Origin of the sequence: Lelliottia nimipressuralis (assembly GCF_004115925.1) — a bacterium.
In the GTDB taxonomy this organism is placed as follows: Bacteria; Pseudomonadota; Gammaproteobacteria; order Enterobacterales; family Enterobacteriaceae; genus Enterobacter; species Enterobacter nimipressuralis.
This window is the reverse complement of the sequence record NZ_SDDX01000011.1, coordinates 68,810-86,481: the sequence shown is the minus strand read 5'-3', so window position 1 is coordinate 86,481 and position 17,672 is coordinate 68,810. Positions and strand designations below refer to the sequence as shown.

Sequence of the window (17,672 nt, the reverse complement as noted above, 5' to 3'; positions counted from 1 at the left end):
TAGCAGCCGGGGGACAGGACGTTCATCCAATAGTTGTCTTCGGGAGTGGGAAATGAAGCCTTTTTTGCGCTGGTGTTTCGTTGCGACAGCTTTAACGCTGGCAGGATGCAGCAACTCTGCCTGGCGTAAGAGCGAAGTCCTCGCAGTGCCATTGCAACCGACTTTGCAGCAGGAAGTGATTCTGGCACGCATGGAACAAATTCTTGCCAGTCGGGCTTTAACCGATGATGAACGCGCACAGCTTTTATATGAGCGCGGAGTGTTGTATGATAGTCTCGGTCTGAGGGCACTAGCGCGAAATGATTTTTCACAAGCGCTGGCAATCCGACCTGATATGCCTGAAGTATTCAATTACTTAGGTATATATTTAACGCAGGCAGGCAATTTTGATGCTGCCTATGAAGCGTTTGATTCTGTACTTGAGCTTGATCCAACTTACAACTACGCGCACTTGAATCGCGGTATCGCATTGTATTACGGCGGTCGTGACAAGTTAGCGCAAGATGATCTGCTGGCGTTTTATCAAGACGATCCTAATGATCCTTTCCGCGTCCTGTGGCTTTACATCGTTGAGCAGAAGCTCAATGAGAAGCAGGCGAAAGAGGCGTTAAAACAACGCTTCGAGAAATCGGACAAGGAACAATGGGGATGGAACATTGTCGAGTTCTACCTGGGCAACATTAGCGAAGCAACGCTGATGGATAGGCTCAAGGCGGACGCAACGGATAACACCTCGCTCGCTGAGCATCTCAGTGAAACCAACTTCTATTTAGGTAAGTACTACCTAAGTCTGGGGGATATGGACAGCGCTACGGCACTGTTCAAATTAGCGGTTGCTAACAACGTCCACAACTTCGTTGAGCACCGTTATGCATTGTTGGAATTATCGCTCTTGGGCCAGGAGCAAGACGACCTGGCAGAATCGGACCAGCAATAGCTGACGTCACCACATCAGCCCGTAATCATTTTTTGATTGCCATCACCTTAACTGGTGAGGGCGTTGTTGTTCGTCAATACACCTACTTTGAGCCGGTTCACACTTTTCAATGAAAATTGCTAATCATTTTCACGACGAGTTATGTAGACTGGCCGCCATTAATATCGAGGCACTTGTACTACATGGCTGAATTCGAAACCACTTTTGCAGATCTGGGCCTGAAGGCCACTATCCTTGAAGCCCTTAACGATCTGGGTTACGAAAAACCATCTCCGATCCAGGCTGAATGCATCCCGCATCTGCTCTCTGGTCGTGACGTGCTGGGCATGGCCCAGACTGGTAGCGGTAAAACCGCAGCGTTCTCGCTGCCACTGCTGCACAACATTGATCCGGAACTGCGTGCACCGCAGATCCTCGTACTCGCTCCGACCCGTGAACTGGCTGTTCAGGTAGCGGAAGCGATGACTGAATTCTCTAAACACATGCGCGGCGTGAACGTGGTAGCCCTTTACGGCGGCCAGCGTTATGACGTGCAGTTACGCGCCCTGCGTCAGGGTCCACAGATTGTTGTCGGTACACCTGGCCGTCTGCTGGATCACCTGAAACGCGGTACTCTGGATCTCTCTAAACTGAGTGGTCTGGTACTGGATGAAGCTGACGAAATGCTGCGCATGGGCTTCATCGAAGACGTAGAAACCATTATGGCGCAGATCCCAGAAGGTCATCAGACCGCTCTGTTCTCTGCAACGATGCCAGAAGCGATCCGTCGTATTACTCGTCGCTTCATGAAAGATCCGCAGGAAGTGCGTATCCAATCCAGCGTAACCACTCGCCCGGACATCAGCCAGAGCTACTGGTCTGTATACGGTATGCGTAAAAACGAAGCGCTGGTGCGTTTCCTGGAAGCAGAAGATTTTGATGCGGCGATTATCTTCGTTCGTACCAAAAACGCGACCCTGGAAGTGGCTGAAGCCCTGGAACGTAGCGGCTATAACAGCGCAGCGCTGAACGGCGACATGAACCAGTCCCTGCGTGAGCAGACTCTGGAGCGTCTGAAAGACGGTCGTCTGGATATCCTGATTGCAACCGACGTGGCAGCACGTGGTCTGGACGTAGAACGTATCAGCCTGGTTGTGAACTACGACATCCCTATGGATTCCGAGTCTTACGTTCACCGTATCGGTCGTACCGGTCGTGCGGGTCGTGCTGGCCGTGCTCTGCTGTTCGTTGAGAACCGCGAGCGTCGTCTGCTGCGTAACATCGAACGCACCATGAAGCTGACCATTCCAGAAGCAGAACTGCCAAACGCAGACCTGCTGGGCAAACGCCGCCTGGAAAAATTCGCCGCGAAAGTACAGCAGCAGCTGGAAAGCAGCGATCTGGATCAGTACCGTGCTCTGCTGGCGCAAATCCAGCCGACTGTGGAAGGCGAAGAGCTGGACATCGAAACTCTGGCTGCAGCGCTGCTGAAAATGGCGCAGGGCGAACGTGCTCTGATCGTGCCACCTGATGCACCGATGCGTCCTAAGCGTGAATTCCGTGAGCGCGATGAGCGTTTCGAGCGTCGCGGTAACGATCGTAATGACCGTGGTCCACGTGGCGACCGTCCAGAGCGTAGCGGTGAAGACCGTCCACGTCGTGAGCGTCGTGACGCAGGCGATATGGAACTGTACCGCATTGAAGTTGGCCGTGATGATGGTGTTGAAGTTCGTCATATCGTTGGCGCTATCGCGAACGAAGGCGACATCAGCAGCCGTTACATCGGTAACATCAAGCTGTTCGGTACGCACTCTACGATCGAACTGCCAAAAGGCATGCCGGGCGAAGTTCTGCAGCACTTTACTCGCACCCGCATCCTGAACAAACCGATGAACATGCAGCTGATGGGCGATGCCCAGCCGCGTCCTGATCGTGGTCCTCGCCGTGAAGGTGATCGTCCAGCGGGCGAGCGTCGTTTCGGTGGCGGTGAGCGTCGTGAAGGCGGTCGTGGTCCTCGTCGTGATGGCGCAGCACCAGCCGGTGCAGGTCGCTTCAGCGGTGAGCGTCGCGAAAACCGCGGCCCACGTCGCGATGAAGGTACTGCACGTCGCCGTGACGCGTAATTGCCACGCCTGATACACGCCTGATAGCGTAAAGTAATCATTACAGCCCCGATATTTTTTATCGGGGCTTTTTTTATTCCATTTGTACTATCGTACTGGTACAGTGCGACACATTAAAATGCAGTAGCAAAATGTTTAACTGGAGAAACGGCTGTATGGCGACACTAACCACCACACAAACTTCACCTTCGCTGCTCGGCGGCGTGGTGATTATCGGCGGGACGATAATCGGTGCAGGGATGTTTTCCCTGCCGGTGGTCATGTCCGGTGCGTGGTTCTTCTGGTCGCTGGCAGCGCTGGTGTTTACCTGGTTCTGCATGCTGCATTCGGGGTTGATGATCCTTGAGGCGAACCTGAACTACCGTATCGGGTCGAGCTTCGACACCATCACTAAAGACCTGCTGGGGAAAGGCTGGAACCTGATAAACGGCATCTCGATTGCTTTCGTGCTGTATATCCTGACCTACGCCTACATTTCGGCGAGCGGTTCGATACTGCACCACACGTTTTCTGAAATGTCGCTGAATGTCCCGGCGCGTGTGGCGGGTCTGATCTTTGCGCTAGCCGTGGCGTTTATCGTCTGGATGAGCACCAAAGCGGTGAGCCGCATGACCGCCATCGTCCTCGGTGCAAAAGTCATCACTTTCTTCCTGACCTTCGGCAGCCTGCTGGGTCATGTCACGCCCGCGACGCTGTTTAACGTTGCCGAAAGCCACGCATCGTACTCGCCGTACCTGCTCATGACCTTGCCATTCTGCCTGGCGTCATTTGGCTACCACGGTAACGTCCCGAGCCTGATGAAGTATTACGGCAAAGATCCTCGCACCATTATTCGCTGCCTGGTTTACGGCACGCTGCTGGCGCTGGGGCTGTATGTGATTTGGCTTTTGGGGACGATGGGTAACATCCCGCGTCCGGAATTCATCGGCATTGCGCAGAAGGGCGGCAACATCGATGTGCTGGTGCAGGCGCTGAGTGGCGTACTAAACAGCCGCAGTCTGGATCTGCTGCTGGTGGTGTTCTCGAACTTTGCCGTGGCGAGTTCGTTCCTCGGGGTGACGCTGGGGCTGTTTGACTATCTGGCGGATCTGTTTGGCTTTGACGATTCCGCGTTGGGTCGTCTCAAAACCGCGTTGCTGACCTTCCTGCCGCCGATTGTCGGTGGCCTGCTGTGGCCGAACGGGTTCCTGTACGCTATCGGCTATGCCGGTTTAGCGGCCACCATTTGGGCGGCGATCGTTCCGGCGCTGCTGGCCCGTAAATCACGTAAACGCTTTGGCAGCCCAAAATTCCGCGTCTGGGGCGGCAAGCCGATGATTGCCCTGATTCTGATCTTTGGTGTCGGAAACGCGCTGGTACATGTGCTGTCGAGCTTTGATGTGTTGCCGGTGTATCAGTAAGACGATTGCCGGATGGCGGCTGCGCCTTATCCGGCATAAAAATCTGCAGGCCCGGCAGGCGTATCGCCACCGGGCACAAACGCTATCCTAACAACTCTTCTTTCACCTGCATGGCCAGATCAAACGAGTGCAAACGCGCCTGGTGATCGAAAATCTGCCCGTTAACCATAATCTCGTCAGCCTGCGTTTCTCGTAGCACCGCCTCCAGCCCGTGACGCACTTTCGCTTTATCGCCCACCAGCGACATACTGAGCGCCTGCTGCACACCGTATTGTTCCGACGCTGACCACAGCTGATGCATATTCTCCACCGGCGGCGGCAGCTGTCCGCTCTCGCCGCGGCGCAGCTTCGCAAACGCCTGCTGCATGGAGGTAAAGAGGAATTCCGCATCGCGGTTGCTGTCGGCGGCGATAATGTTGATACACACCATCGCGTGCGGTTTTTCCAGCCGTTCGGACGGTTTGAACTGAGTGCGATAGAGATGCAGCGCCTGATGCAGCATATCCGGGGCAAAGTGGGAGGCAAACGCAAACGGCAGGCCGAGCTGCGCCGCCAGCTGTGCGCTATACAGACTTGAACCGAGCAGCCACACGGGGATCTTCTCGCCGTAACCGGGTACCGGGCGCACCTGCGGATGAGGATCGCGTGCATCAAACCAGTCCACCAGCTCTGCCACATCGCGCGGGAAGTTATCAATATCACCGCCCATATGACGACGCAGCGCGCGCATAGTTGGCTGATCGCTGCCTGGCGCACGACCAAGCCCTAAATCAATTCGCCCGGGATAGAGCGTATTCAGGGTGCCAAACTGTTCGGCAATCACCAGCGGGGAGTGGTTCGGCAACATTACGCCGCCCGAGCCGAGATGAAGAGTCGTGGTGTTTGCCGCCAGATAGCCAATCAGCACTGAGGTCGCCGCGCTGGCGATGCCCACCATATTGTGATGTTCCGCCAGCCAATAGCGATGATAGCCACGCTGTTCAGCGAGACGGGCGAGATCCAGAGAGTGAGAAAAAGCTTCTCGGGCCGAGGAGCCTTCTGGGATCGGCGCCAGATCGAGCACCGAAAAAGGAATGGATTTATCAGTCATAACAGCTCACTTTGTCGACGGTGAATCTTTTAATAGTGCATTAAAAATTAATAACCGTTGTTAACAAAGTGAGCTTTTACACTTCATCCTGCAAACTGCCTGTGCGTGGGCTTGATCTGTTTATCCCGACACTGACCTGAGTATGGTCCCGTGGATTTCCAGACTGGCCGCTTTCATGCAGCTTCAATGATGTCTACATTTAGGCCTGCAGCTCCAGCCCGGCCACACGTTTCCAGTAACCGTTGCAGTCGCTGTTTGCCTTTAGCGGAAGGGGAGCGGTGCCATTTTCGTTAGCACGAAACGCATCCAGCATCGCAAACACGTTAGTGTCCAGCGGGGACAGGCGCACCATATCCACCACGCCTTGCATCGACGTCAGCTCGTTGCCGAGATTGTAAACATAGCCGCTCATGGTCTGAATGCCGTTAAGGACAAAGACCTGCTGGTTCTCCTGCGACAGCATATTGCGTCCGTTGGGATACTTGATGCAGCAGGTTTCGCACTCGTCTTTCGGGCGGTCTTCGGAGCGGGCAGTGAAGCAGCGCGCGGAATACGCCAGCGGCAGATGCCCGTAGCTCAACACTTCCACTTCAAACTGATTGCGGATGCCCAGCTCTTCACACTGATTCAGCAGGTTGACCAGCCAGTCGCGGGAGAGTTCCACCGGCATACACCAGCGCGTCATCCCCTGTTTCAGCAGCAGGCGCAGGGTCACGGCGTTATAGCAGTTGAGCGCGTGTCCGGCGACAAACGGCAGCTTGCGTTCAGCGCACATGTTCACCACGCCGAGATCGCTCGCTTCCAGCAGGAAATCACCGTTCTCGACGTAGCGTTTAATCTCGCCTAGCTCCGATGAGGCCTGCACCAGCGCAAGCGTCGACAGCACCACCTGCTTGCCGCTGCCAGCGAGGTTTTTCGCCATATCCAGCCAGTCGCCCACTTTGGTTGCACGACGTTTGCTGCAGACGGACTCCCCGAGATAAATCGTATCGGCGCTACTGCCCGCCGCCTGCTGGTAAAAATCTTCCAGCGTCTCTTTTGACCAGTAGTAGAGCACGGGTCCTAATGAATATTTCATGGATTATCTCACTGCCATTTACGGTGATACGCGCCAAGCGTGGTTTGCGTGCCTTCGGACATCGCGCCCAGGGTGTCCATCCAGGCCGGTTGTGGGGCGTAATTCTGCGGATCGGCCATGCAGCGATCGATCGCCTGTCGCCACACTTTCGCCACCTGGCTGACGTACGCCGGGCTGCGCTGACGACCCTCGATTTTCACCGAGGCAATGTTCGCCGCCAGCAGTTCCGGCAGCAGTTCCAGCGTGTTCAGGCTGGTGGGTTCTTCCAGGGCGTGATAGCGCTCGCCGTCGACCAGATAACGGCCTTTGCACAGCGTCGGATATCCGGCGTTTTCCCCGTCCTGATAGCGGTCGATCAGCACGTCATTCAGACGCGACTCCAGCCCCTGTGGTGTCTGCTGCCAGCGCACAAAGCGCGCAGGGGAGCATGCCCCGACGGTATTCGGTGATTCGCCGGTCAGATAGGACGAGAGATAGCAGCGGCCTTCAGCCATGATACACAGGCTGCCGAACGCAAAAACTTCCAGTGGAACTGGCGAGACCCGCGCCAGTTGCTTAACCTGATGAATAGACAGCACGCGCGGCAACACCACGCGGGCGACGTCAAAGTGACGATGATAAAAGCGCACGGCCTCTTCGTTGGTGGCCGAGGCCTGAACAGAGACATGGCGCTCAATATGCGGATAGCGTTCTGCGGCATACTCCAGCATAGCGAGGTCGGCGAGGATCAACGCGTCTGCCCCGAGCTGTGCCGCCATATCCACCGCGCGCTGCCAGCGCACATAACCATCGGGATGCGCAAAGGTGTTGATGGCGATATGTAACTTGCGGCGGTGCTGGTGGACGAAATTGACCGCTTCCTGGAGCTTCTTCTCCGTGAAGTTCAGACCAGCAAAGTGGCGGGCGTTGGTGTCATCTTTCAGCCCGATATAGACCGCATCGGCGCCGTTTTCGATGGCCGCTTTAAGTGCCGGAAGGTTTCCGGCTGGACAGAGCAGCTCCATAATTTATCCTGACGTTCGCTGCCCCAGAGGGCACAAAATTGTTAACGAACGGGGAGTTTAATTAACCTCCACGCGACAATTTTTGATTTAAGGCAGTTAATGGCGTATTGATGACACCAATAATCAATCATGCCGCAATACGGTTTGTTGATTTACGCCGCTACGATGGCTGCCGGATATGGCAAAATAACGGAATTATCGACATCAGGGAGTAAAGCTCGTGCTGGAAAAACTGCGTTCACGCCTCGTACAATTTGGTCCATCTCTGCTAAGCGTGCCGGTCAAACTCACGCCGTTCGCTCTTAAACGCCAGGTGATTCAGCAGGTGCTGAGCTGGCAGTTCCGCCAGGCGCTGGAAGAGGGTGAGCTGGAGTTTCTCGACGGGCGCTGGCTAAGCATCGAGGTGCGTGACATCGGACTGTGCTGGTTTACCTCCGTGGAGAACGGCAAGCTGATGGTCAGTGATTCCGCCCCGGCAGATGTCAGTTTCAGCGCGAATGCCAGCGATCTGCTGATGATCGCCGCGCGTAAGCAGGACCCGGATACCCTCTTCTTCCAGCGTCGTCTGGTGATTGAAGGGGATACCGAGCTTGGCCTGTACGTCAAAAATTTAATGGATGCCATTGAGCTGGATCAGATGCCGAAGGCGCTGCGCACGGTGCTGATGCAAATGGCCGATTTCGTTGAGGCGGGTCTGAAAACCCCGCCCGAAAGTAAACACACTTCAGTAGGTGAGCCATGCTGATTCGAGTTGAAATTGGGATTGATGCCCCTGGCATTGATTCATTATTACGTCGGTCATTCCCGGAAGACGCCGAGGCCCGACTGGTCCACGATCTGCGTGAAGACGGGCTGGTCACGCTCGGCCTGGTTGCGACAGATGACGAAGGACAGGTTGTGGGTTACGTGGCGTTCAGCCCGGTCGCCGTTCAGGGCGAAGATCTTCAGTGGGTCGGAATGGCACCGCTGGCGGTCGACGAAAACTATCGCGGTCAAGGGCTGGCGCGCCAGCTGGTCTATGAAGGGCTGGATTCTCTGAATGAGTTCGGATACGCGGCGGTGGTCACGCTGGGCGACCCGGCGTTCTATGGCCGTTTAGGTTTTGAGCCTGCCGCCCCTTACGATCTGCACTGCCGCTGGCCGGGTACTGAGACCGCCTTCCAGGTGCATCGTCTGGCAGATGACGCGCTGAACGGCGTCAGCGGTCTGGTGGAGTACCACGACCACTTCAATCGTCTTTAATCGACGCGTTTTGCAGGCTCTCACGTAGCGCCTCAAACGAACCATCTCCGGCGACGAGGCGCTCTTTCTGGCGCTTCGTCAGCTGCTTAATGCGGTACTCCATCTTCAGTGCCAGCGAGCGCTCACCGACATGCGCCGAAAAGGCCAGCGTCAGCTCACCTTTCCCCCGCAGCGCTTTGGCGCCTTTCCCCGTTTGATGTTCAAGGAAACGCCGCGCTACATCGGTGGTAATCCCGGTGTACAGGGCATTATTGGCCGTTCGGACAAGATAAAGAAACCAGCACACAGTTTGCAGATTCAGTATGTTAAGGTGAACGCACCATAGCATGAGAGAGCGCGAAAATGGAAACTCTGGCCGCTATCAGCCGTTGGCTGGCAAAGCAGCACGTCGTCACCTGGTGTGTCCATCAGGAGGGCGAGCTGTGGTGCGCGAATGCGTTTTACCTTTACGATCCCGAACGCGTCGCGTTTTACCTCTTAAGCGAAGATAAAACCCGTCATGCGCAGATGTCCGGTCCACAAGCGCCTGTCGCCGGCACTGTTAACGGCCAGCCGAAAAATGTCGCGCTGATTCGTGGCGTGCAGTTCAAAGGCGAGATCCGCCGTCTGGAAGGGGAAGAGAGCGACGCGATGCGCAAGCGCTATACACGTCGCTTCCCGGTTGCGCTTGCCCTGTCAGCGCCCGTCTGGGAAATTCGCCTCGATGAGCTGAAGTTCACAGACAACACGCTGGGCTTTGGCAAAAAGCTTCACTGGCTACGAGCCGAGCAGGCGTAACGCTTCGCGATTAAAGGCGGGCAGATCGTCCGGCGTACGGCTGGTCACCAGCTGATTGTTGTCGACGACCACTTCCTGATCGTAAAAATCAGCGCCCGCGTTTTTAAGATCGATAACGATCGGTTTAACCGCCGTCAGCTTGCGCCCGCGCACCACTTCGGCGCTGATCAGCAGCTGTGGGCCATGGCAGATCGCGAAGACAGGCTTGCCGCTGGAGACAAAATCGCGGGTGAACGTCACAAAGCGCTCGTCGCCGCGCAGCGTATCCGGGGAGTGACCGCCAGGCAGCAGCAGGGCGTCGAAATCCGCCGGACGCACCTCATCAATTGCTTTGTCGATGGTGACGCTGGCCTCGCCTTTATGGCCTTTCACCGTTTTTCCGGCCTGCTTGTCGATGGTGATGACCTCATGTCCCGCTTTGCGGAACGCCTCTGCGGGAGAGGTGAACTCTGAATCTTCAAACTCATCGGTGATCAAGACGGCTATTTTCTTGCTCATGCTTCCTCCGTTGTTTTGGCTTCAGACAGATTTTTTGCCGTTTGTGGTAAATACTTACCCGTAACAGACTTTTAAGTGTGGCTAAGCAGACTGAAATCGCAAACGGACTAATCTGCAAAGGAGACAAAATGAGCCAGGTATTAATCACAGGTACCACCGGGCTGGTGGGCGGACACTTGTTGCGAATGCTGATCCAGCAGCCCTGGATCAACTACATTGCCGCGCCGACGCGACGCCCACTGGCGGATATTTCCGGCGTCTTTAACCCCCACGATCCGCAGCTAACCGATGCACTCGGCCAGGTGCAGGATCCGATTGATATCGCCTTCTGCTGCCTGGGCACGACCCGTCGCGAAGCCGGGAGCAAAGAGGCTTTTATCCACGCCGACTACACGCTGGTGGTGGACACGGCGCTCACGGCTAAACGGCTGGGCGCAAAGCATTTCCTGGTGGTCAGCTCAATGGGAGCCAATGCCAGCTCGCCGTTCTTTTACAACAAAGTGAAAGGCAAAATGGAAGACGCGCTAATTGCACAGAACTGGGAGCGGCTCACGATTGTGCGACCGTCAATGTTGCTGGGCGATCGCGAAAAGCAGCGTTTTAATGAGTCCATTTTTGCGCCCCTGTTCCAGCTTTTTCCGGGTAACTGGAAATCTATTCAGGCACGTGATGTGGCGAGCGCTATGCTGCACGAAGCACGTTCTCCCTCAAAAGAGGGCGTCAATATTATCCCCTCGGCTAAACTGCGTGAAATCGCCAAAGGTGAGGCGTAAACTCCCCGGGCTAAATTAATTACACTCCCCGGGGAATGCTATGACTGGTCAGTCTTCATCTCAGGCGGCAACGCCATTTCAGTGGTGGAAGCCCGCACTCTTTTTTCTCGTCGTTATTATTGGTCTTTGGTATGTGAAATGGCAGCCCTATTACGGCAAAGCGTTCACCGCCGCGGAAACCCACAGCATCGGTAAATCCATACTGGCGCAGGCAGAAACCAGCCCGCTGCAGGCGGCCTGGGATTACGCGATGGTCTACTTCCTGGCGGTCTGGAAAGCGGCAGTGCTGGGCGTGCTGCTCGGTTCCCTGATTCAAGTGCTGATTCCGCGCCACTGGCTGATGCGTACGCTCGGGCAGCCACGCTTTCAGGGAACGCTGCTTGGCACGATCTTCTCTCTGCCTGGAATGATGTGTTCCTGCTGCGCGGCGCCCGTGACGGCGGGGATGCGGCGCCAGAATGTGTCAATGGGCGGGGCGCTGGCTTTCTGGATGGGAAATCCGGTGCTTAACCCGGCGACGCTGGTCTTTATGGGCTTTGTGCTGGGCTGGCATTTCGCGCTAATCCGTCTGGTGGCCGGGGTGATCATGGTGCTGGTTGTTGCTTCACTGGTGCAGTATCTGGTGAAAGATCGGCTCGTGCAGCCTGTGCCAATCGACGTTGCCACGCCTGAACCGCAAGGGACGTTTTTCTCCCGCTGGGGTAAGGCGCTGTGGCAGCTCTTCTGGAGCACCATCCCGGTCTATATTCTGGCGGTGCTGGTCCTTGGCGCGGCGCGTGTCTGGTTGTTCCCTCATGCGGACGGGGCGATCGATAACACGCTGCTGTGGGTGATTGCGATGGCGGTTGCTGGATGCCTGTTTGTCATCCCGACGGCGGCAGAAATCCCGATTGTGCAGACCATGATGCTCGCGGGGATGGGCGCTGCGCCTGCGCTGGCGCTTTTGATGACGCTTCCGGCGGTCAGCCTGCCATCGCTGATTATGCTGCGCAAATCATTCCCGGCAAAAGCCCTGTGGCTGACGGGACTGCTGGTGGCGATAGGTGGGGTTATCACGGGCAGCATTGCGCTGCTGTAAGACATAAAAAACCCGGCAATCGCCGGGTTTTTTATTATTTGATGAAGGTAAAGGCCGTCGTGACTTTCTTCACACCGCTCACGCGGCTGGCAATATCAGCTGCCGCTTTGCCTTCACGATCCGTGACCAGACCGAGCAGGAACACTTCGCCATTCTCGGTGGTGACTTTCACGTTGGACGATTTCACCTGATCGCTACCCAACAGCTGGGAGCGCACTTTGGTGGTGATCCAGGTATCCGACGACGCAGCGCCCAGACCAATCGGCTGGCCCTGACGCACTTCGTTAAACACCTCGGTGGTGCCTTCTGCGCCCATGGCAATCTGTTTCGCACGGGACGCGAGATCCAGATTCGGCGCCTGGCCTGCCAGCAGCACTTTGCCCTGATAGGCGGTAACGTTGATACGCGCTTCTTTCTTAATTTGTTCGTCTTTCGACAGGGCGCTGTTCACGCGCAGTTCCAGCGTACCGTCGTCCACCTGAGTTCCCACAGAGCGCGGGTCGGTTGCGGCTTTGGTGCCAACAGCCGCAGTACCCACAACGGCCGCCGCGATGCATCCCTGAAGCAGCAGCGCAGAAATAAGGACTGCGAGGGGCGTTAATGCCTTCATTAGTACTCCTTAATCATCCTGGTGAGGGAAAAGCGTGTTATCGATCAGATCGCATAAGCAGTTCACCGTCAGCATGTGCATTTCCTGAATGCGCGCGCTACGATGCGAAGGAATGCGGATTTCCACATCCTGCGGCCCTAAAAGACCCGCCAGTTCGCCACCGTCATAGCCCGTCAGCGCGACGATAGTCATATCGCGCGTCACGGCCGCCTCAACGGCTTTGACGATATCGCGGCTATTACCGCGCGTGGAAATCGCCAGCAGAACATCCCCGGCATGCCCTAAGGCGCGTACCTGTTTTGCGTATATTTCGTCATGCAGACGATCGTTGGCAATCGCCGTTAAGACCACATTATCGGTATTAAGTGCAATGGCGGGTAAACTTGGGCGTTCTGTTTCAAAACGATTGATCATGCTGGCAGCAAAATGCTGTGCGTTGGCGGCCGATGTGCCATTGCCACAACAGAGGATTTTGTTGCCATTAAGCAGGGACTGCACCAGCGTCATCGCGGCACGAGAAATAGCATCCGGGAGGGCTTCCGCCGCTGCAATCTGAGTTTGAATGCTTTCTGTGAAACAAACCTTAATTCTTTCGAGCACGTTATCCCTTTAAAACTTTGTTTTAGACGTCTTCGCCAAAGGCATTTTTAAGCCATTCTACGTCGTTTCCGGTGAAGGCTACCACATCGAACCGGCAATCCACAGTATCAAAACTCCCATTATGGCGGGCGAGCCACAAGTGGGCAGTTTGTAATAATTTACGTTGTTTGGCGAGCGTCACGCTGGCGGCAGCGCCACCAAAGCGGGACGACTGTCGGAAACGGACTTCAATAAACACGGTGACCTGACCCTCTTTCATGATCAGATCAATTTCGCCGCCCCGTCCACGAACGTTGGCGGCGATAAAGCGCAGTCCTTTGCCTTCCAGCCAGCGACGCGCTGTTAACTCCCACGCGTCGCCCGTCTGTTTACGGCTTAACTCGCCGGGACGATCTGCCCCTGCTGGTATTTGAGCCATGATAACTTCCTGTTAATCACGCAATCCTGAGTCGCGGTGAGATCGCCGGTGTTGCCGTTAAGCTCAAAGCCTGGCACCTGACGCATCTGGGTAAAGTGGTTCGCCAGCGCCCACGCATCCACGCCCATCGCGTAAAGACGTGCGAGGGAGTAATCGTTACGCACGCTGCTCAGCGCCTGCTGCATCAGGGCCGGATTGCTGCCCGCCAGCATTGGAATTTCGCTGTACTGCAGGCCGTCCATCTCCAGACGGAAATCCGGGCCAGCCGTACCTTGCGCGCTACGTGAGCTGGCATACAAGGTTACACCGCTCTGGCTGCCGTTACGCATCGCAATCATCGGTTTGATAAAGGCAATCTCTTCTGGCGTGGCGACAATGTATGCGGCGTCCACTTTACCGCCACCGCTGATTTGCGCATCAGTTGGCGGAGCTGGGATGGTCAGGCCGCCGATGGTGACGCTCTGCTGCTGAGGCAGGCTGGCCGAAATCGGGCTGCCAGTCAGGGCGATACCGGAACCGCCATTTACGCCTGCACGAAGTTCAGACGTCGAACCGAATTTCTGCTGCAGTACCACGCTGCCGCCCAGCTGTTGCCATTCCTGAGCAAACGCATTCGCCACGCGATCGCCGAGAGCGCTACGCGGCGTCAGCAGCAGCGGAGCCTGTTTCCCCTGCTCGTGGATATGACGCGCGGCGTCACGCGCCTCATCTTCCGGCGAAAGTGCGAAATAGCAAATGTTCGCGCGGTTTTGCACTTGCTCAGGTTGATTGAGGGCCAGCACGTTCAGCGTGGTGTTGCTCTTCATCAGCTCTTCAACGTTATTCTTCAGCAGCGGGCCGACCACAATGCTTGCACCGTCCTGCTGAACCTGCGCCAGAACCTGATCGATCGGCTGTGAGCTGGTGTCGTAAATCTTCAGTTCGGCGCCTGGATTTGCGGTGGTGGCTGCAACGGCCTGTGGCTGAGCGGCAGGCTGCTGTTCCGGTGCGGTGGTTTGCGGGGCAGTAACAGCGGCATCGGTTGCCGGAGCAACTGGCGCTTGCGCCGGAGTCTGTTCCTGCGCTTCGGGCGCTGGCGCAGCCACCGGAGGCGTGGTTGGCGCCGTGACTGGATTCTGCATCGTGCCCTGAGCAGGCGCTTGCGAGGTCGTTAAATCACTGGTTTCTGCCGCAGAGGGGCTAATCACGTCATTGACGTTGGCGGCCTGCGCAGCCTGTGCCGGGATGGCGTTCCCCGCAACGGCGGTGGTGCCGTTTTTCGCCGCTTCAAAGCCCTGCTGAATGGTGCGACCAAACACCGCCGCCTGACCGTTCAGGGGCAGTAACAGGGCGATTTTATTGACGGAAGCCGGTTTGAAGTTCTGCACGTTCACCAGCTGCGTTGGCAGCATTTTCGCGCCTGGATTTTGCGGATAGCGAGTCTGCCAGTCGGTGATTCCGGCTTTGAGCATTTTCGGATCGCTGCGGTTGTTGAACCACATCTGCTGCAAATCCAGCCAGCCCTGGAGTACGTTTTCGTCGGCGTTGATCACCAGCGTTTGCGCCTGTTCCGGCGTCATAGCGGAAAGCGCCTGCCAGGTGGCGTCGATATTTTTCTGCTTAGCATCGCCGCTCAGCAGCGGCTCTTGCGCAATCAGCGCGCGGAGCAGGGCCAGAGAAGGGCGACCCTGTTCGGCGGCGATGGTCGCCTGCCAGTAGCGTGCCTGCTGGTTGTTATCCAGCGCTTTCACGTCGATATCGGCGAGGATCTTTTTCGCCGCCGCGTAATCTTTCTGCGCGGTTTTCACTTCGGCCGACAGCAGAGTCTGTTCGCGGCGCTGGGTATCGTTCAGTTCCTGCGGCAGCTGGTTATACAGATCGACAGCCTGCTGCGTTTTGCCTTCTTTCAGCAGTGAACGAATGGCAAGTAATTGCCAGTTGGTCTTGGTATCATCTGAGCTTTGCGACATTTGTTGCAGATAATAGCCAGAATCAGCCTGCGCAGTACCCTGCATATGGGCAGCAGTCTGATCGGGCGCCTGAGTGCCACAGCCTGCGAAAATCAGCGCTGCCAGCACAATGGGCAGGCTGCGCGAAGCTTTTGTTCGAAGAAACGTTAAGGGTACCATACTGTATCCAGTGATATTTTTTAGGCAATGCTCAATATTAAATCGGCAATACGGACTAAACAATGAAACAACACGAAACGGCAGATAATTCTCAAGGCCAGCTTTATATTGTACCTACTCCTATCGGGAATTTGTCTGATATTACCCAACGTGCGCTCACCGTTTTACAAGCTGTTGATTTAATTGCCGCTGAAGATACCCGCCACACTGGCCTGCTGCTGCAACATTTCGCGATCAGCGCCAAAATGTTTGCCTTGCACGATCACAATGAGCAACAAAAAGCCGAAACGCTGGTGGCTAAACTGAAAGAAGGGATGACTATCGCGCTGGTGTCCGATGCAGGGACGCCGCTGATCAACGATCCGGGCTATCACCTGGTGCGTACCTGCCGCGAAGCGGGTATCCGCGTGGTGCCGCTGCCGGGCCCGTGCGCAGCGATTGCCGCTTTAAGCGCGGCGGGCCTGCCATCCGACCGCTTCTGTTACGAAGGTTTCTTACCGGCAAAATCCAAAGGCCGTCGCGACGTCCTGAAGGATCTCGAAGCCGAACCGCGCACGCTGATTTTCTATGAATCAACCCACCGTCTGCTGGACAGTTTAGAAGATATGGTTGCCGTCTGGGGTGAATCTCGCTACGTGGTGCTGGCCCGCGAGCTGACCAAAACCTGGGAAAACATCCACGGCGCACCGGTCGGTGAACTGCTGGCATGGGTGAAAGAGGACGAGAACCGCCGCAAAGGGGAGATGGTGCTGATTGTCGAAGGCCATAAAGCGCAAGAAGAGGCGCTACCTGCCGAAGCGCTGCGCACTCTGGCGCTTCTGCAAGCTGAACTGCCGCTGAAAAAAGCCGCCGCCCTCGCCGCCGAAATCCACGGCGTGAAAAAGAATGCGCTGTATAAGCATGCCCTGGAGCAGCAGGGGGAATAATCTATGAGCCGCTACCAGCCTCCTTTCACCATTACACCAACCATCCTCAATCAGGTTGTGGAAATTGGCGAACTGCTGGGACATTGGGCGGCTCAGTCTGGACGCGCGTCACCACTGCTTCGCAAAGAAAATCGGATTCGTACCATTCAGGCATCGCTGGCGATTGAGCATAACTCGCTGACGACCGGCCAGGTGACGGCGATCATGGAAGGCAAGAGAGTGCTTGCGCCTGAAAAGGATATTCAGGAGGTGCGAAACGCAATTCTCGCCTATGAGAAAATGCCTGACTGGAAAGCGTGGCAGCTTAGCGATCTCCTGAACGCTCACCGCCTGTTAATGACCGGACTCGTTGATAGCCCCGGGAAAGTGAGGTCTGGTGATGTGGGTGTTTATCGTGGTAACGCGCTGGTGCATATGGCTCCTCCCGCTTCGCAGATGCCTCGCCTCGTTGATGAACTGCTGGACTGGCTTAAAAAGACGGAGCTCCATCCCCTGATTGCCAGCTCGATCTTTCACTATGAGTTTGAATTTATTCACCCGTTTGCCGATGGAAATGGCCGCATGGGCCGTTTGTGGCAAACCTTGATTCTGAGTCAATGGCGCAATGAACTGGCGTGGTTACCCGTTGAAACCCTGATCCATTATCAACAGGCCGATTACTACCAGATTCTGGGTCAGTGTGATAAAGCCAGCGATTGCACAGCTTTCATCGAGTTTATGCTCAGGAATATAGCTGACGCGCTTCGGGAGGGCATATCTCAGTCCCCATCCATGTCGGAAGAAATGTCGGATAAAGTGTCGGAAGAAAATGTGGCACATTTAACAGACGGTGAACGCCGCATTCTTGAGCTCCTGCAGGATCATCCGAAGATGTCAGCGGCTATGCTGGCGGAACAAATCGGTGTCACGTCGCGAACAATTGAACGTTATCTCAAACAGTTACAGGAAAAATCCTTGCTTCAGCGTATCGGGCCGAAGAAAGGCGGTCACTGGCAGGTGAATTCAGTGTCCCTTGCCGGGCAAGCATAGCT

20 protein-coding genes are annotated in these 17,672 nt (G+C 56.0%); 11 read left to right on the top strand and 9 right to left on the bottom strand.

The annotated features are described in order from the left end of the window. Positions 1-52 precede the first annotated feature (52 nt). The 4 genes from nlpI to mtr all read left to right on the top strand — a co-directional run bounded on the left by nlpI (position 53) and on the right by mtr (position 4,439). Positions 53-937: a lipoprotein NlpI gene (gene nlpI, locus ETG88_RS10540; protein WP_100778758.1), complete on the top strand. Its 885-nt coding sequence runs from the start codon at positions 53-55 to the stop codon at positions 935-937. A 109-nt stretch (positions 938-1,046) separates the two neighbouring features. Then, entirely contained in the window at positions 1,047-1,127 is an 81-nt protein-coding gene (gene yrbN, locus ETG88_RS10535) for a protein YrbN (RefSeq protein ID WP_097919743.1), read from the top strand. Then, positions 1,120-3,039 (top strand): DEAD/DEAH family ATP-dependent RNA helicase, encoded by a 1,920-nt coding sequence (locus ETG88_RS10530; RefSeq protein ID WP_100778759.1) that lies wholly within the window; start codon positions 1,120-1,122, stop codon positions 3,037-3,039. The genes yrbN and ETG88_RS10530 overlap by 8 nt, the downstream gene beginning before the upstream one ends. A gap of 155 nt (positions 3,040-3,194) precedes the next feature. Continuing rightward, a complete protein-coding gene (gene mtr / locus ETG88_RS10525) occupies positions 3,195-4,439 on the top strand; it encodes a tryptophan permease (protein ID WP_129035379.1) in 1,245 nt (414 codons plus the stop codon). Between the two features lie 82 nt (positions 4,440-4,521). On the opposite strand, the gene ETG88_RS10520 is transcribed toward mtr, so the two are convergent. The 3 genes from ETG88_RS10520 to ubiU all read right to left on the bottom strand — a co-directional run bounded on the left by ETG88_RS10520 (position 4,522) and on the right by ubiU (position 7,611). Then, the gene (locus ETG88_RS10520; RefSeq protein WP_100778761.1) at positions 4,522-5,529 is read right to left on the bottom strand and encodes a luciferase-like monooxygenase; all 1,008 of its coding nucleotides are present in this window, start codon (positions 5,527-5,529) and stop codon (positions 4,522-4,524) included. A 199-nt stretch (positions 5,530-5,728) separates the two neighbouring features. Next, a complete protein-coding gene (locus tag ETG88_RS10515) occupies positions 5,729-6,607 on the bottom strand; it encodes a U32 family peptidase (protein ID WP_123428249.1) in 879 nt (292 codons plus the stop codon). Between the two features lie 8 nt (positions 6,608-6,615). Then, positions 6,616-7,611 (bottom strand): ubiquinone anaerobic biosynthesis protein UbiU, encoded by a 996-nt coding sequence (gene ubiU / locus ETG88_RS10510; RefSeq protein ID WP_100778763.1) that lies wholly within the window; start codon positions 7,609-7,611, stop codon positions 6,616-6,618. Positions 7,612-7,831: 220 nt separating this feature from the next. On the opposite strand from ubiU, the gene ubiT reads away from it, so the two are divergent. Both ubiT and ETG88_RS10500 read left to right on the top strand, forming a co-directional pair. Further along, entirely contained in the window at positions 7,832-8,356 is a 525-nt protein-coding gene (ubiT, locus tag ETG88_RS10505; protein ID WP_100778764.1) for a ubiquinone anaerobic biosynthesis accessory factor UbiT, read from the top strand. Beyond that, on the top strand, positions 8,350-8,853 hold the full coding sequence (locus ETG88_RS10500; RefSeq protein ID WP_102105478.1) for a GNAT family N-acetyltransferase: 504 nt from the start codon (positions 8,350-8,352) through the stop codon (positions 8,851-8,853). The genes ubiT and ETG88_RS10500 overlap by 7 nt, the downstream gene beginning before the upstream one ends. Here the strand turns inward: ETG88_RS10500 and ETG88_RS10495 are convergent. Then, on the bottom strand, positions 8,840-9,181 hold the full coding sequence (locus tag ETG88_RS10495) for a GIY-YIG nuclease family protein (protein WP_100778766.1): 342 nt from the start codon (positions 9,179-9,181) through the stop codon (positions 8,840-8,842). The two genes, ETG88_RS10500 and ETG88_RS10495, sit on opposite strands and share 14 nt — an antisense overlap. A 14-nt stretch (positions 9,182-9,195) precedes the next feature. On the opposite strand from ETG88_RS10495, the gene ETG88_RS10490 reads away from it, so the two are divergent. After that, complete coding sequence (locus tag ETG88_RS10490) at positions 9,196-9,630, top strand: YhbP family protein (protein WP_102105476.1); 435 nt, start codon at positions 9,196-9,198, stop codon at positions 9,628-9,630. Here ETG88_RS10490 and ETG88_RS10485 read toward each other — a convergent pair. Then, positions 9,610-10,128 (bottom strand): type 1 glutamine amidotransferase domain-containing protein, encoded by a 519-nt coding sequence (locus ETG88_RS10485; protein WP_100778768.1) that lies wholly within the window; start codon positions 10,126-10,128, stop codon positions 9,610-9,612. The two genes, ETG88_RS10490 and ETG88_RS10485, sit on opposite strands and share 21 nt — an antisense overlap. A 128-nt stretch (positions 10,129-10,256) precedes the next feature. On the opposite strand from ETG88_RS10485, the gene ETG88_RS10480 reads away from it, so the two are divergent. Further along, on the top strand, positions 10,257-10,901 hold the full coding sequence (locus ETG88_RS10480; RefSeq protein WP_142503649.1) for an NAD(P)H-binding protein: 645 nt from the start codon (positions 10,257-10,259) through the stop codon (positions 10,899-10,901). Between the two features lie 40 nt (positions 10,902-10,941). Then, on the top strand, positions 10,942-11,979 hold the full coding sequence (locus ETG88_RS10475; RefSeq protein ID WP_123428259.1) for a permease: 1,038 nt from the start codon (positions 10,942-10,944) through the stop codon (positions 11,977-11,979). Positions 11,980-12,013: 34 nt separating this feature from the next. On the opposite strand, the gene dolP is transcribed toward ETG88_RS10475, so the two are convergent. From dolP to ETG88_RS10455, 4 genes are read right to left on the bottom strand one after another with little or no spacing between them, the layout of a single operon-like run. Continuing rightward, positions 12,014-12,589 carry a division/outer membrane stress-associated lipid-binding lipoprotein gene (gene dolP / locus ETG88_RS10470; RefSeq protein ID WP_129035378.1) on the bottom strand — a complete coding sequence of 192 codons (576 nt, stop codon included), beginning with the start codon at positions 12,587-12,589 and terminating at the stop codon, positions 12,014-12,016. Positions 12,590-12,598: 9 nt separating this feature from the next. Continuing rightward, positions 12,599-13,189, bottom strand: a complete 591-nt coding sequence (gene diaA, locus ETG88_RS10465) for a DnaA initiator-associating protein DiaA (RefSeq protein ID WP_003861754.1) — start codon at positions 13,187-13,189, stop codon at positions 12,599-12,601. 22 nt (positions 13,190-13,211) lie between these two features. Continuing rightward, complete coding sequence (locus tag ETG88_RS10460; protein ID WP_100778771.1) at positions 13,212-13,607, bottom strand: YraN family protein; 396 nt, start codon at positions 13,605-13,607, stop codon at positions 13,212-13,214. Continuing rightward, positions 13,565-15,715: a penicillin-binding protein activator gene (locus ETG88_RS10455; protein WP_129035377.1), complete on the bottom strand. Its 2,151-nt coding sequence runs from the start codon at positions 15,713-15,715 to the stop codon at positions 13,565-13,567. The genes ETG88_RS10460 and ETG88_RS10455 overlap by 43 nt, the downstream gene beginning before the upstream one ends. Positions 15,716-15,777: 62 nt before the next feature. Here ETG88_RS10455 and rsmI point away from each other — a divergent pair, with 62 nt between their 5' ends. Continuing rightward, positions 15,778-16,641 (top strand): 16S rRNA (cytidine(1402)-2'-O)-methyltransferase, encoded by an 864-nt coding sequence (gene rsmI / locus ETG88_RS10450; RefSeq protein ID WP_100778773.1) that lies wholly within the window; start codon positions 15,778-15,780, stop codon positions 16,639-16,641. Positions 16,642-16,644: 3 nt separating this feature from the next. Continuing rightward, on the top strand, positions 16,645-17,670 hold the full coding sequence (locus ETG88_RS10445) for a Fic family protein (RefSeq protein WP_129035376.1): 1,026 nt from the start codon (positions 16,645-16,647) through the stop codon (positions 17,668-17,670). Positions 17,671-17,672 lie beyond the last annotated feature (2 nt).